Origin of the sequence: Pantoea sp. ICBG 1758, from assembly GCF_002928325.1 — a bacterium.
In the GTDB taxonomy this organism is placed as follows: Bacteria; Pseudomonadota; Gammaproteobacteria; order Enterobacterales; family Enterobacteriaceae; genus Pantoea; species Pantoea eucrina.
The window spans coordinates 84,318-98,293 of sequence record NZ_POWL01000001.1 but is presented as its reverse complement, the minus strand read 5'-3'; the positions used below and the strand labels follow the sequence as shown (position 1 = coordinate 98,293).

At 60.9% G+C, this 13,976-nt stretch carries 11 protein-coding genes; 4 read left to right on the top strand and 7 right to left on the bottom strand.

What is annotated here, in order from left to right:
• Positions 1–10 precede the first annotated feature (10 nt).
• From brnQ to phoB, 5 genes are all read right to left on the bottom strand, one after another.
• Positions 11–1,330, bottom strand: coding sequence for a branched-chain amino acid transport system II carrier protein (gene brnQ / locus C1Y41_RS00495; RefSeq protein WP_039382952.1), 1,320 nt, complete (start codon positions 1,328–1,330; stop codon positions 11–13).
• 401 nt (positions 1,331–1,731) lie between these two features.
• Positions 1,732–2,838 carry a cobalamin-independent methionine synthase II family protein gene (locus C1Y41_RS00490; RefSeq protein WP_039382951.1) on the bottom strand — a complete coding sequence of 369 codons (1,107 nt, stop codon included), beginning with the start codon at positions 2,836–2,838 and terminating at the stop codon, positions 1,732–1,734.
• Positions 2,839–3,007: 169 nt separating this feature from the next.
• Positions 3,008–3,928, bottom strand: a complete 921-nt coding sequence (locus tag C1Y41_RS00485) for a PstS family phosphate ABC transporter substrate-binding protein (RefSeq protein WP_104085324.1) — start codon at positions 3,926–3,928, stop codon at positions 3,008–3,010.
• Positions 3,929–3,996: 68 nt separating this feature from the next.
• Positions 3,997–5,307: a phosphate regulon sensor histidine kinase PhoR gene (gene phoR, locus C1Y41_RS00480; protein WP_071668615.1), complete on the bottom strand. Its 1,311-nt coding sequence runs from the start codon at positions 5,305–5,307 to the stop codon at positions 3,997–3,999.
• Between the two features lie 15 nt (positions 5,308–5,322).
• Positions 5,323–6,012, bottom strand: coding sequence for a phosphate response regulator transcription factor PhoB (gene phoB / locus C1Y41_RS00475; RefSeq protein WP_039382949.1), 690 nt, complete (start codon positions 6,010–6,012; stop codon positions 5,323–5,325).
• Positions 6,013–6,204: 192 nt separating this feature from the next.
• On the opposite strand from phoB, the gene sbcD reads away from it, so the two are divergent.
• The 3 genes from sbcD to C1Y41_RS00460 all read left to right on the top strand — a co-directional run bounded on the left by sbcD (position 6,205) and on the right by C1Y41_RS00460 (position 11,589).
• Positions 6,205–7,422, top strand: a complete 1,218-nt coding sequence (sbcD, locus tag C1Y41_RS00470) for an exonuclease subunit SbcD (RefSeq protein ID WP_071668614.1) — start codon at positions 6,205–6,207, stop codon at positions 7,420–7,422.
• A complete protein-coding gene (locus C1Y41_RS00465) occupies positions 7,419–11,096 on the top strand; it encodes an AAA family ATPase (RefSeq protein WP_104084624.1) in 3,678 nt (1,225 codons plus the stop codon). Before sbcD ends, C1Y41_RS00465 begins: the two co-directional genes overlap by 4 nt.
• A gap of 103 nt (positions 11,097–11,199) precedes the next feature.
• Entirely contained in the window at positions 11,200–11,589 is a 390-nt protein-coding gene (locus C1Y41_RS00460; RefSeq protein ID WP_082032647.1) for a cell envelope integrity TolA C-terminal domain-containing protein, read from the top strand.
• Here C1Y41_RS00460 and mak read toward each other — a convergent pair.
• Positions 11,584–12,507, bottom strand: coding sequence for a fructokinase (mak, locus tag C1Y41_RS00455; RefSeq protein ID WP_039382946.1), 924 nt, complete (start codon positions 12,505–12,507; stop codon positions 11,584–11,586). The two genes, C1Y41_RS00460 and mak, sit on opposite strands and share 6 nt — an antisense overlap.
• A gap of 147 nt (positions 12,508–12,654) precedes the next feature.
• On the opposite strand from mak, the gene rdgC reads away from it, so the two are divergent.
• The gene (gene rdgC, locus C1Y41_RS00450) at positions 12,655–13,566 is read left to right on the top strand and encodes a recombination-associated protein RdgC (protein WP_039382945.1); all 912 of its coding nucleotides are present in this window, start codon (positions 12,655–12,657) and stop codon (positions 13,564–13,566) included.
• 56 nt (positions 13,567–13,622) lie between these two features.
• Here rdgC and ppnP read toward each other — a convergent pair whose 3' ends face one another.
• Positions 13,623–13,907, bottom strand: coding sequence for a pyrimidine/purine nucleoside phosphorylase (gene ppnP / locus C1Y41_RS00445; protein ID WP_039382944.1), 285 nt, complete (start codon positions 13,905–13,907; stop codon positions 13,623–13,625).
• Positions 13,908–13,976: the final 69 nt, after the last annotated feature.

The following is a 13,976-nucleotide window of genomic DNA, read 5'->3' as shown; positions in this document are numbered from 1 at the left end:
GCCGTGTCGTTTACTGCCGGACGACTACCTGCTGTGGTCCTTTAACGCGATCCACGACGGCAGCAATCACCATCATTGCCAGCGAAGGCGGCAGCCAGGCGAGTCCCTGGTCGGCCAGCGGCAGATGCTGGCTGAACAGCGGCAGTATCTCTTTAAAGCTGGTGGTTTTGATTGCATCCACAATGCCAAACAGCAGGCTGACCAGCATGGTTGGCGCAATAATACGCGCGCTGCGGTTCCACCAGTTGAGGGTGAAGCTTAGCACTATCAGCACGATACAGGGCGGATAAATTGCTGTCAGCACCGGGATGGAGATCTGAATCAGATGGCTCAGCCCCAGATTTGACACCACCATCGAGAACAGGCCCAGAATAAACACCAGCGCTTTGTACGAGAGCGGCAGATACTGTGCAAAGAACTCAGCGCAGGCGCAGGTCAGGCCAACGGCCGTTACCATGCAGGCGATAAAGATCAGCGCCGCGAGGAAGAAGCTGCCCATGCTGCCAAACGTCTGCTGTACATAAGCGTGCAGAATAGCGGCGCCGTTGGCATTCTGGTCAACCAGGCCGGCGCTGCCGGAGCCAAGCTTGAACAGGCTCAGGTAGACCAGCGTCAGTCCGACACCGGCGATCAGGCCAGCCAGCATGGTGTAGCGCGTCAGCAGTTTCGCATCTTCAACGCCGCGCGAACGCGCCGCATTCACAATCACGATACCAAACACCAGGGCGCCCAGCGTATCCATGGTGAGATAGCCATTTACAAAACCGGTAGAGAACGCCGCGCGCTGATAGTCTGCCGTCGCAGGCGCAATACCGCCCGCCGGCCAGACCAGCGCGGCAACGCCGAGTATGGTCAGCGCGACAATTTTCAGCGGCGCCAGCACGTGCCCGACGGTATCCAGCAGCTTGCCCGGATAGAGGGAGATCCCGATAACCAGCGCAAAGTAAATAAGGCTATAGATAAACAGCGGCAGCGGGCCGTCACCGGTCAGCGGAGCGATACCGACTTCAAACGAAACGGTCGCGGTACGCGGCGTCGCAAACAGCGGTCCCACGGCCAGATAGCAGACCGTCGCCAGCAGCAGACCCGCTGCTTTACCGATTGGCGAACTGAGCGCATCGATGCCGCCGCCAACGCGCGCCAGCGCGATCACGGTCATGACCGGCAGGCCGACCGCGGTCGCGAGGAAGCCGAGTGCGGCGACCCAGACGTGTTCACCAGACTGAATTCCCACCATCGGTGGAAAGATAATGTTGCCTGCGCCAACGAACAGGGCAAAGGTCATAAAGCCCAGCGCAAGGATGTCCCTCGAGGTTAAACGGTATGTCATAACTTCTGTCGTGCCTGTAGCTGATGTTGCGGTGGAAGTTGAGTTTGTGTTGTCCCCTGATTGCGCGATAACAATGGCTTAGCTGGATTACCCAGTGCGAAATGCGGGCCGAATCGAGACAGCGCAGGTGATTTAATCTGCTTTTCTTCTGTTCACAGAGGGATGAATCGACAACGGCGCAAATTAAAACGTTTATAGCGGAGAAAGACAATACAGGATCGGAAAACCAGAAGGATATCGCGCATAAGCGTACGCAGGCAGTGAATATGGGCGAAATAGCCGCTAAACACCCCAGATGATTTGTTTAAAATTCAGACAAAGCGAAAGTTGTTCTTGCATAAGTGCGGTTCAGGATGCACAAAAGGCGCGATTTACGCGCCTGTCTGCACAACTTTACACTCTCACCACACCTGTTTAGCGATATCCACCACCAGACGGATCTTCTGCCACTGCTCCGCTTCGCTCAGGCTATTACCCTCTTCGGTGGAAGCAAAGCCGCACTGCGGGCTGAGGCAGATCTGATCGAGGCTGACGTACTGCGCCGCTTCCTGTAGCCGCGCTTTAACCTGTTCAGGATCTTCCAGCGCGCCGGTTTTGGTCGTGATAAGGCCGAGTACCGCTTTCTGATGACCTGGCTTAATAAAGCGCAGCGGCTCAAATCCGCCGGAGCGTTCGTTGTCATACTCCAGGAAAAAGGCGTCGATATTCACGCCGCCAAACAGGATCTCCGCTACCGGCTCATAGCCGCCTTCTGATATCCAGGTCGAGCGAAAGTTACCGCGGCACACGTGCAGCCCGACGGTGAGATCGGCCGGTTTATCTGCCAGCGCCGCGTTCAGCACCTGGGCATAAGTGCGGGCCAGCGCCTGCGGATCGTCGCCGCGTGCGCGGATCTGCTCCTGCTGCTCCCCGGAGCAGAGATAGGCCCAGACGGTATCGTCCAGCTGCAGATAGCGGCAGCCGGCAGCATAAAACGCGGCAATGGCGTCTTTATAGGTCTGCGCCAGATCGGCAAAGTAGGCATCCAGATCGGGGTAAACCGTGGCGTCGATAACCTTGCGGCCGCCGCGGAAATGCAGCACGCTCGGGCTGGGAATCGTCATTTTAGCGACCGCGTCGCCGGCGATACTCTGCAGAAAGCGGAAGTGTTCCAGCATCGGATGCGCTGGATTAAACGAGACTTTACCGGTGACTTTTACACCGTGCGCTTTGGTCTGTACGCCGTTGAACTGGATCCCCTGCTCCGCTTCGAACAGCTCTACGCCATTCAGATCGCCAAAGAAATCGAAGTGCCACCACGCGCGACGGAACTCGCCGTCAGTGACAACCTGCAGGCCATTGGCACGCTGCTGCGCGACAACATCGCGAATAGCCTGGTCTTCCACTTCGCGCAGCTGCTCAGCGCTAATCTCACCACGGGCGTGCTGTTCGCGCGCCTGTTTGATCGCAGCGGGACGCAGAAAACTGCCGACGGTATCGGCGCGGAACGGGGCGTGCTGAGCGGGCATAGATTCTCCTTGCAGACCGGTAGTTGCGGTCAGGTATAATTTCTTCTGGTTATTTCAGCCATCTGGATGGCTATATGTCCAAAGAGTGCCACGCTTCCGCGCGCGGGGCAACGGAAGAATTTTCAGCAGACATGAAGAAAATTCATTTTCCTGAGCACGCGCTTGCTGCTTATTCAATGGCCGCCCGCGCAGCGGAGATTTGCGCATCGGAGAGAGGTAAATAGCCCGCTTCCGCCACCCGCCGCTGTCCCTGCGACGACAGTACCTGATGCAGAAATGCCGCCACCAGCGGCGGCAGCGGCTTGCCCGGTGGTTTGTTCACGTAAATATAGAGCGGCCGGGACCAGGGATAGCGGCCGCTGCGGATGGTATCGGCATCGGGCATGATGCTTTCGCCGGTCCGGGTGACAATCGGCACGATCTTCACACCGCTGAGATGAAAGCCAAAGCTGGCGTAGCCGATACTCTCTGGCGTGGTCGCAACCGCCTGCACCACGGCAGCCGAACCGGGAAACTCCGCCACGTCAGCGCGAAAATCGCCGCGGCAAAGCGCCTGCTGCTTGAAGAACCCCCAGGTGCCGGAGGCAGAGTTGCGGCCAAAGCGCTGGATGCGCCGCTGCGCCCACTTATCATCTGTCACGCCCGTATCGCCCCAGCGCTGCGGAACCTGCGTGCCGCCGCACAGCCGGGTAACAGAATAGAGCGCATCAAGCTGCGGCTGGCTGATACGCTGCAGCGGATTAGCCTGGTTCACCACCACGACCAGCGCATCCATGGCGACCGGTACGGCGAGCGGCGGATAGCCGTAGCGGGCAATAAACAGCTGTCGCTCATCGTTCTGCATAGGCCGGCTCATCGCGCCCAGCTGTGCGGCTCCCGCTGCCAGCGCCGTTGGCGCGGTCGAAGAGCCCGCCGCCTGTACCTGAACGTTGACGCCGGGCGCCTGCAGGCTGAAATCTTCCCCCCACAGCGTCATCAGATAGCCCAGCGTATCTGACCCGGCGCTGCTGAGGTTGCCGGCCAGCATCGCTTTTTGCGCCTGCGCCAGCACAGAGAAGAGCAGCAGAAGTGTGAACAGCAGAGATTTCAGCATGGAGCCGCCGTCAGAGAGAAGAAGAGCGCTATTGTGGCAAGCCTGCGAAAACGGCGCAATGCAGATTACCCCGCCCGCTCCTGCGCGGCCTCTTCCACAATCAGACGCGACGGCAGCAGAAAGCGAAAGCAGGTCTCCTGATGCGGCCAGCTGCTGATCTCCAGCCGCGCACCGTGATGGCTCAGCGCATGCTTGACGATCGCCAGCCCCAGTCCACTGCCCCCGGTAGCGCGCGACCGCGCTTTATCAACGCGGTAAAAACGCTCCGTCAGGCGCGGCAGATGCTCCTCGCTGATGCCGGGACCGTTATCGCAGACTTTAAACTCCGCTCCCTGCCGCGTGCGCAGCCAGCTGATATGAATATGCGTGCCTTCCGGCGTGTGGTTAACCGCGTTATAGACCAGGTTAGAGATAGCGCTGCGCAGCTGCTCGTCGTTACCCAGTACGCGCAGATGAGGATCGGTATGGAAGTGAATAACATGGCGCCCCTGGCTCAGCGTTTCCGCTTCGCGCTGCAGCAGATGCAACATGGCCGGTACATCGACCCGCTCTTTGAGATCGAGCGCCGGGGCCGCCTCAATGCGCGACAGCGTCAGCAGCTGCCTGACCAGGCTGTCCATGCGCCGGGTCTGCTCCTGCATCGTGCCCAGCGCTTTGCTGCGCGTGCGCGCATTCATCGCCTCATCGTCCATCATCTCCAGATAGCCCTGCAGCACCGTGAGCGGCGTGCGCAGTTCATGACTGACGTTGGCAAAAAAGTTGCGGCGGGCGCCCTCCAGCTGATGCATCTGGGTCACATCGCGCGCCACCATCAGCCACTGCCCCTCGCTGTAAGGCATCACGCGGAACTCCATGTGCCGCTGATTATTCAGCACTACCGTCAGCGGCCGGGCAAAGTCGCGCTGGCGGATATAGCGGGAGAATTCGGGATAGCGCAGCAGGTTGAGAATATTCTGGCCGTTATCCTCCGGCCAGCGCAGTCCCAGATGCTGCTGAGCGAGGCCGTTGCACCAGAAAATGGTGCCCTCTTCGGTGGTGAGCACCACGGCATCCGGCAGCGACTCCGCGCCGCTGCGAAAGCGCCTGATCAGGTTTCCCAGCTCGCGGCGGCGGCGGCGATTACGCAGCTGCATCTGGTAGAGGCCATAAAACAGCGGTTCCCAGCTGCCGCGCCCGGTGGGCGGCGTCATTGAGCGGTCGACCCACAGCCAGTGGGAGAGCCGCATCAGATTAGTAAAGTGCCAGGCCAGAACGCCTGAGACGGCTGCCAGCAGCCACCACGGCAGATAACCAAACAGCAGGCCGAACAGCAGCGCAGGCAGACAGGCCAGCGCCAGCTCGGTCAGTAATCGCTTCCAGGAGAGGCGTTCCAGCACGGTAGCAGGCTCCGTTTAGTAGCGGGCAGAGAAACGATACCCTGTTCCGCGTACGGTTTGCACCATACGATCGTGGCCGGAGATTTCCAGTGCTTTACGCAGGCGACGAATATGCACATCTACGGTGCGATCTTCGACATAGACATTGGTGCCCCAGACGTGGTTCAGCAGCTGTTCGCGGCTGTAGACCCGCTCCGGATGCGTCATGAAGAAATGCAGCAGCTTATATTCGGTTGGCCCCATCTCCAGCGGCGTGGTCTCTGACATCACGCGGTGTGAGGAGGGATCGAGACTCAGCCCCTGCATCTCAATCACCTCTTCGACCGCCATCGGAGAGATGCGCCGCATGACGGCTTTGATACGCGCCATCAGCTCTTTCGGTGAGAACGGCTTGGTAATGTAATCATCTGCGCCTACTTCCAGTCCACGTACGCGATCCTCTTCCTCACCGCGCGCGGTCAGCATCATGACCGGGATATCGCGCGTCATGGCTTCGCGCTTCAGATGCTTGATAAACTGGATGCCGCTGCCGCCGGGCAACATCCAGTCCAGCAGGATCAGATCGGGCCAGGGTTCAATCAGCCGGCTAATCGCGCTGTCATAATCTTCCGCTTCAATAGGCTGATAGTCGTTCTGTTCCAGCACAAAACATAACATTTCCCGGATGGGCGCTTCATCTTCCACAACCAAAATGCGCTTGGCCATTATTGCTCCTGCGAGTGTGACGGGATGTCACTAGGATATGCGGCGTCATTATGCGTCAGTTTTATGACACTTTTATGAAAAACCCGGCCGGTAAGCAAGAGATAAAAACCACCCTCGCACCGGCAAAAACGTCTTTTTTCCTTTGTGCCCGAAGCCGTTATACTGGCCGCCAGCTTTCAGGCAGGACACCCCATGCGCATTATTCATACCGCAGACTGGCACCTCGGTCAGTTTTTTTACAGCAAGAGTCGCGCCGCCGAACACCAGGCTTTTCTTGACTGGCTGCTCCGGCAAATTGCTGAGCATCAGGTTGATGCACTGATCGTGGCAGGCGATCTGTTTGATACCGGTTCGCCCCCCAGTTACGCCCGTGAAATGTTTAACCGGTTTGTGGTCGCGCTGCAGCCCAGCGGCTGTCAGCTGGTTGTGCTGGCGGGCAATCACGATTCAGTCGCCACGCTGAATGAGTCGCGCGAACTGCTGGCCTGCCTTAACACCCGGGTGATCACCAGCGCTACCCCCGGCGGTGAACAGCAGGTGCTGACGCTGACGCAGCGCGACGGATCGCCGGGCGCGCTGCTGTGCGCCATCCCCTATCTGCGCCCGCGCGATATTCTGCGCAGTCGGGCCGGTCAGTCCGGTCGCGACAAGCAGTTATCGCTGCTGCAGGCGATCGAGCAGCATTACCAGCACTGCTATAGCGCCGCCGTGGCAGAAAGAGAACGGCTGGATGAGCCGCTGCCAATCGTCGCCACCGGCCACCTCACTACCGTGGGCGTGACCAAAAGCGACGCGGTACGCGATATCTATATCGGCACGCTGGATGCGTTTCCGGCGCAGGCGTTTCCGCCCGCAGACTACATTGCACTCGGCCATATTCACCGCGCGCAGCGGATTGCCGGCACGGAACATATTCGCTACAGCGGCTCACCGATCCCGCTCAGTTTTGATGAGAGCGGACGTGATAAAAGCGTCTGGCTACTCGATTTTGGCCGCACGCTGGAAAGCGTAACCGCGCTGACCATACCCGCCTTTCAGCCGATGCAGATGCTAAAAGGTTCGATGGCAGAGATTGAGGCGCAGCTGGCACAGTTTGCCCGCTATGAGGGATCGCTGCCGGTATGGCTGGATATCGAGATCACCACGCAGGAGTACCTCACCGATCTGCAGCGGCGTATTGAACAGCTCACGGCCACGCTGCCGGTAGAGGTGCTGCTGGTGCGCCGCAGCCGCGCGCTGCGTCAGCGCAGCCTGGAACGGCTGACAAATGAGACGCTGAGCGAACTGAAAGTCGAAGAGGTTTTTGCCCGTCGCCTGGCACAGGAGTCAGAGCTGGACGCGCAGCAGAGTGACGGACTGACCCGCCTGTTTCGCAGCGCGCTGGCCGCCCTCGAGGATCCATCCGCATGAAAATTCTGACGCTACGTTTTAAAAATCTCAACGCGCTGCGCGGTGAATGGCTGATCGACTTCCGCCAGGAGCCGTTCGCCAGCAACGGTCTGTTTGCCATCACGGGCGCTACCGGCGCCGGCAAAACCACGCTGCTGGATGCGATCTGCCTGGCGCTCTATCACCAGACGCCGCGCCTTGGCGGGCTGTCGCAGAGTGAGAATCAGCTGATGACGCGCGACACCGCTGAGTGTCTGGCTGAAGTCGAGTTTGAAATCAAAGGTGAAGCCTGGCGCGCCTTCTGGAGCCAGAACCGGGCGCGCGGTCAGGCTGACGGCAAGCTGCAGGCGCCGCGCGTGGAGCTGGCGCGGGTCGCTGATAATCAGATCGTGGCGGATAAAGTCGGCGATAAGCTGAAAGCCATAGAGTCGCTCTCCGGGCTCGATTTTGCCCGCTTCACCCGCTCAATGATGCTGTCACAGGGTCAGTTTGCCGCGTTTCTCAACGCCCGGCCCGGCGAGCGTGCCGAACTGCTGGAGGAGCTGACCGGTACCGAAATTTATGGCGATATCTCCATCTATATCTTTGAACGCTGGCGCGCGGCGCGCGGCGCGCTTGAGACGCTGCGCGCCCGTGCCGGCGGCATCGCGCTGCTGGATGAGGCGCAGCGGGCGTCGCTCACACAGCAGCTGGAGACCTTAAGCGCGGAGGAGCGCGCGCTGAATGCACAGCTTACGCAGGCGCAGACGCAGCAGCAGTGGCTGGCGCAGGCACAGCAGCTGACGCAGGAGCAGCAGGACGCTGACGCGGCGCGCCAGGCAGCGGAGCAGGCGTGGCAGCAGGCGTCCGCAGAGCGCCAGCAGCTGGCGCGCGCCGAGCCGGCAGAGAAGCTGCGCGCCGGACTGCAGCTGCGTGAACAGCTGCAGCAGGACAGTGATGCACAGCAGCAGCTGGTCCGGCAGCTACAGGCGCAGCAGCAGCAGGCTGAAACCACGCTGCAGCAGGCGGAACGCGATTATCAGCAGGCGCTGCAGAAGCGCGATGAGGCGGTGGAAGCCGGACAGCAGCTCGAAACGCTGCTGACTGAGCAGGTGCTGCCGCTCGATCAGCAGATAGCGCGCACCGCGCAGCAGCTGAGTGAACAGCAGCAGCAGCTGACGCAGCAGCAGCAGGCGGTCGCCCGCAGCGAACAGGCGCTGCAGCAGCAGCAACAGGTGAGTGAACGCTTACAGCTACAGCTGGCTGAACAGCAGGCGTGGCGCACGCGCGAAGCGGCTACCGCCGGCTGGGGGCCGGAGCTGGCGCGCTGGCAGGCTGATATCGGACACCTTGAGGAGCGTGAACAGGCGGCGACGCAGCTTGCCGGACAGCAGCAGCGGCAGCAGCAGCAGCTGGCGCAGCTACAGCAGACGCTGGCAGCGCGTGAACAGGCGGCTAAGCCATTAGCGCAGGCGGAGACGGAGAGCCGCCAGCAGCGCGAACAGGCTGAGCAGGCGCTGACCTCTCTGGAAAATCAGCAGCGCAGCGCCGATCTGCGCAATGCTCTTGCGCGCTATCAGCAGCAGCGCGCCCCGCGTCAGCAGCTGACGCTGCTGGCCGCGCAGTGGCAATCGCTGCAACCGCAGCGCGTACAGCGGGCTGCCCGGCTGACGCAGCTGCAGCAGAGTTACCTGCAGGGTGAAGAGACACTGCAGAAACTGCGCGACAGCTGGAAGCGCGAGCATCAGGCGCTGCTCGATCTGCGTCGCCTGTGCGAACTGGAACGGACCATTGCCCGGCTCTCTGATGAGCGCGCCAGACTACAGCCTGACGCCCCCTGCCCGCTGTGTGGTTCCTGTCAGCACCCGGCGGTAGCGGACTATCAGCAGCTCCGGCCGGATGAGAATCAGCAGCGGCTTACCGCGCTGGAGACGGCAGTGGCGCAGCTGAAAGAGGCGGGCACGGCACAGGGCGAACAGCAGAAACTCTCTCTGCAGCAGCAGCAGGCGCTGGAAGAGGAGCTGGCTGAACTGGATCGCCAGCTGGCCACCATCGATACCAGGTGGCAGGCGCTGTGCACCCCGCTGGGGCTGCACTTTACGCCGGCGCAGCATGCAGAGTTCACTGCCTGGCAGCAGCAGCTGGAGGCGCAGGAGCTGACGGAGCAACAGCAGCTGCAGGCGCGTGAAGAGGCGGCAGCAGTGCTGCAGCAGGCTAAAGATGCCCATCTGCAGCAGCAGCAGCGGTGGCAGCAGCATCTGCAGGAGCAGCAGCTTGCACAGCAGCAGCGGGAGAGCGCACAGCAGCAGCTGGTCGATCTGGAGCAGCGTTTCAGAGATGAACAGCAGGCGCTGCAGCACGCTGCGGCGCGGCTGACGGAGCAGCTCGCGGCCCATCAGCTTCGCCTGCCGGAACCCGCCGGACGCGCCAGCTGGTTTGCCGCACAGCGGCAGCGCTGGCTGCGCTGGCAAGAGAGTGAGCAATTACTGACTTCTCTGCAGCCGCAGATCGCCAGAGCGGGGAGCGAGCAGCATAGCCTGCAGCAGACGCTGCAGCGTGAACAGCAGCAGCAGGAGAGCCTGCAGCACGCTCTGACGCTGATGCAGCAGCAGCAGCAGGATCTGCAGCAGCAGCGCAGCCAGCTGTTTGGCACGCGCAGCGTAACGGAGGCGCGCCGGCAGCAGCACACGCTACTGCAGCAGCTGGAACAGGCGCTGGCAGGGGCGCTGCAGCAGTGGCAGCAGGCGCAAAGCGGACTGCACAGCCTGCAGGGTCAGCTGGCGCAGACGTACAGCCAGCAGGCCGCCCTGACGGAGCGCCTGCAGCAGGCGCAACAGCAGTTCAGCCAGGCGCTGCGGCAGAGCGAATTTGCTGATGAAGCAGCACTGCACGCGGCGCTGCTGCCGGAAGAGGTGCTGCTGCCGCTGCGCGCCCGTCTGCAGCAGCTGGAGCAGCAGCGTTTGCAGCAGATTGCTCTTTATGAACAGCTGGAGCAGCGGCTGGCGCAGCATCAGCAGCAGCGTCCCGCTGGCTTCAATGATGAACAGGCTGCCGCTCTCAGCCAGCAGCTGGAGACATTACGCCTGGCGCTGCGTGATAACGCGCGCCAGCAGGGAGAAGCGCAGCAGCAGCTGCAGAGTGATGCACACCTGCGTCAGCAGCAGCAGGCGCTGCTGGCAGAGATCGCCGCCGATGAAGCTGAGCTGGTGCAGCTGAGCCGCCTCAACGATCTGATCGGTTCAGCCAAAGGTGACAAGTTCCGCCGGTTTGCGCAGGGGTTAACGCTGGATCATCTGGTCTGGCTGGCGAATCGTCAGCTCGATCGCCTGCATGGTCGCTATCTGCTGCAGCGACGCCTCAGCGATGAGCTGGAGCTTGAGGTGGTGGATACCTGGCAGGCGGACGCAACCCGCGATACCCGGACGCTTTCGGGCGGTGAGAGTTTTCTGGTGAGTCTGGCGCTGGCGCTGGCGCTCTCCGATCTGGTCAGCCACAAAACCCGCATCGAATCTCTGTTCCTTGATGAAGGGTTTGGCACGCTGGATGCTGAGACGCTCGATACCGCACTCGACGCGCTGGACGCGCTTAACGCCAGCGGGAAAACCATCGGCGTGATCAGCCACGTTGAGGCGATGAAAGAGCGTATCCCGGTTCAGATCCGGGTGCGGAAAATGAATGGTCTGGGATACAGCAAGCTGCAGCTGCCGGGGGAGTAACCTGCGACTGATTCTGGTTCTGCAGAGAGTCAGAGGAATGCCATAGCTTTCCGCCCGGCGCGCGGTAGACTCAGCGGCTGGCTCCCGTTTTTCAGGTTCTGTTATGAGAATAAATTTGATCGCCGCCGCAGCCGGTCTGCTGCTGGCAGCGCTGACGCTGACTGGCTGCGCCCGTCCGCCTGCCACGCCGCCAGCCGCATTAAGCAACCTGTGCGAGCCGGACGTGGCACCGGAAAGCGCCTCCTGCCACTGGACGCGCAGCGTTCAGCATCAGCTTAACCAGCAGTTTCGCGATGCGGCGCACTACGCCGGACAGCAGTGCTGGCTGCGGCTGGAGTGGCAGGCCAGCGGGCGCTTTGCCGTTACCCAGACGCAGGGAGATGAGGCGCTGTGCCTGCGCGCCTGGCAGCTGGTTGGCCAGTCCGCCGCGCTACCGCCGCCGCCCGATCGCACCCAGCCAGCGTGGTTTGGCTTTGCACCGCGTAAGTCATAACGTCGCCTGTCCCTCCAGCGGCCAGAGCCACGCTGCGCCGCGAACGCCGCTGGAGTCGCCGTGCAGCGCTTTACGCACCGGCGTTTCACACTCGCGGCCAAACACCCAGGGTTGCATCAGGCCGGGCAGCGTCTGGTACAGACGGTCCACATTGCTCATTCCGCCGCCCAGCACAATTACGTCGGGATCGAGCAGATTCACCACCTGCGCCAGCGCTTTCGCCAGCCGCTGTTCGTAGCGGTTCATCGCCTGCTCTGCCAGCGGATCCTGCTGCGCAATCAGCTGCATAATCTCCGCACCGCTGAGCGCCTGCCCGCTTAATCGCTGGTAATCAGTGGCAAAACCGGTTCCGGAGACAAAGGTTTCAATACATCCCCGTAAGCCGCAGTAGCACGGCACCTCCTGCTGAAAGCGCTGCTCATCGGCATCCATCCACGGCAGCGGATTGTGCCCCCACTCGCCGGCGTTGCCATTGAGCCCGATACGCGACACGCCGTTCATGGCGATCCCCGCGCCGGATCCGGTGCCGATGATCACCGCAAACACCAGCGGCTGACCGGCGCCGGCGCCGTCGGTGGCTTCAGAGACCGCCAGACAGTTTGCATCATTGGCAATACGCACCTCCCGGCTCAGCGCCTGCGCCAGATCTTTATCCAGCGGCTGTCCGTTCAGCCAGGTGGAGTTGGCATTTTTAACCCGCTGCGCATAGGGCGAAATCGAGCCGGGAATACCGACCCCGACGCTGCCCCGCTCTCCGGTCTGCGCTTCGGCCAGACGAACCAGATCCGCCATCACGCCGACCGTAGCAGCGTAGTCGTTGCGCGGGGTATTCACGCGATGACGGAACAGCTGCGTGCCGTCATCCGATAAAGCAATAACCTCTGTCTTGGTGCCGCCTAAATCGATACCGATACGCACGGGTTATTCCTCATTATTCACATGGGGTGGAGATACAGTAGAGGGGCGATTCGGGAAAGGCAATGAAACCCGGCGCAGGTTTCGCTATCATGCGCGCTCCCTGTTTGAGACTTGTGCGCCCGATCGCACCCACGGTAAGGAATCCCGATGTTGTGGTTTAAAAATATGATGGTTTATCGTCTGAATCGTGACCTTCCGCTGTCCGCAGACGATCTGGAAAAACAGCTTGATGCATTTACGTTCTCACCGTGCGGAAGTCAGGATATGGCCCAGACCGGCTGGGTATCGCCGATGGGTAACCGCGGGGAAGCGCTGGCCCATGAGGTCAACGGACAGATAGTGATCTGCGCCCGTACCGAGCAGAAAATTCTGCCTTCACCGGTCGTGAAGCAGGCGCTGGATGCCAAAATTGAGAAGCTGGAGGCGGAACAGAGCCGCAAGCTGAAGAAAACCGAAAAAGATTCGCTGAAAGATGAAGTGCTGCACAGCCTGCTGCCACGCGCTTTCAGCCGTTTCAGTCAGACCTTTCTGTGGATCGATACGGTCAATAACCTGATCGCTGTTGACTGCGCCAGCGCCAAAAAAGCGGAAGATACGCTGGCGCTGCTGCGCAAAAGTCTCGGCTCGCTGCCGGTCGTGCCGCTGACCATGGAGAAGCCGATTGAGCTGACGCTGACGGAGTGGGTGCGCGGCGGCGACCTGCCCGCAGGCTACGCCCTGATGGATGAGGCGGAGCTGAAAGCGCTGCTGGAAGATGGCGGCGTGATCCGCTGCAAGAAGCAGGATCTGATCTCCGATGAGATCGCCAACCACATTGAAGCGGGCAAAGTGGTGACCAGACTGGCGCTCGACTGGCAGGAGCGAATTCAGTTTGTGATTGCTGATGATGGTTCAGTAAAGCGCCTGAAATTCAGCGATACGCTGCGTGAACAGAATGATGATATCGATCGCGAGGATTTCGCTCTGCGCTTTGACGCTGACTTTACGCTGATGACCGGCGAACTCGCTGCGCTGATCGCCAGCCTGACCGACGCACTCGGCGGCGAAGCACCACGCTAATCAGGCATAAAAAAAGCTGCAGCCTGAAGGTTGCAGCTCTGTCTCTCTTGCGCCGTTTACAGGTAGCGGCAGAGATAGGAGGTAGGCTCAGCTACCTGCAGATGAAACTCACTGTGGCCAGGGACATTAAATGTGCTGCCCGCCTCATACCACTTCCACTCCGCCTCACCTGGCAGCAGCACTTTCAGTGCGCCGCTCACCACCGTCATCTCTTCCGGCTGGCCGGTGCCAAAGGTGTACTCGCCTTCAGCCATAACGCCTACGCTGGCGCGGCCGATGGTCACGCTGTCGAACCCGATCGATTTCACTTTTCCGTCGAAATAATCACTGACATTGAGCATGCTTTTTCCTCGCAGCACATGAAGGTTATCAGCAGATTACAAGGGAAGCCCTCAGGGTGTCACGCAAAT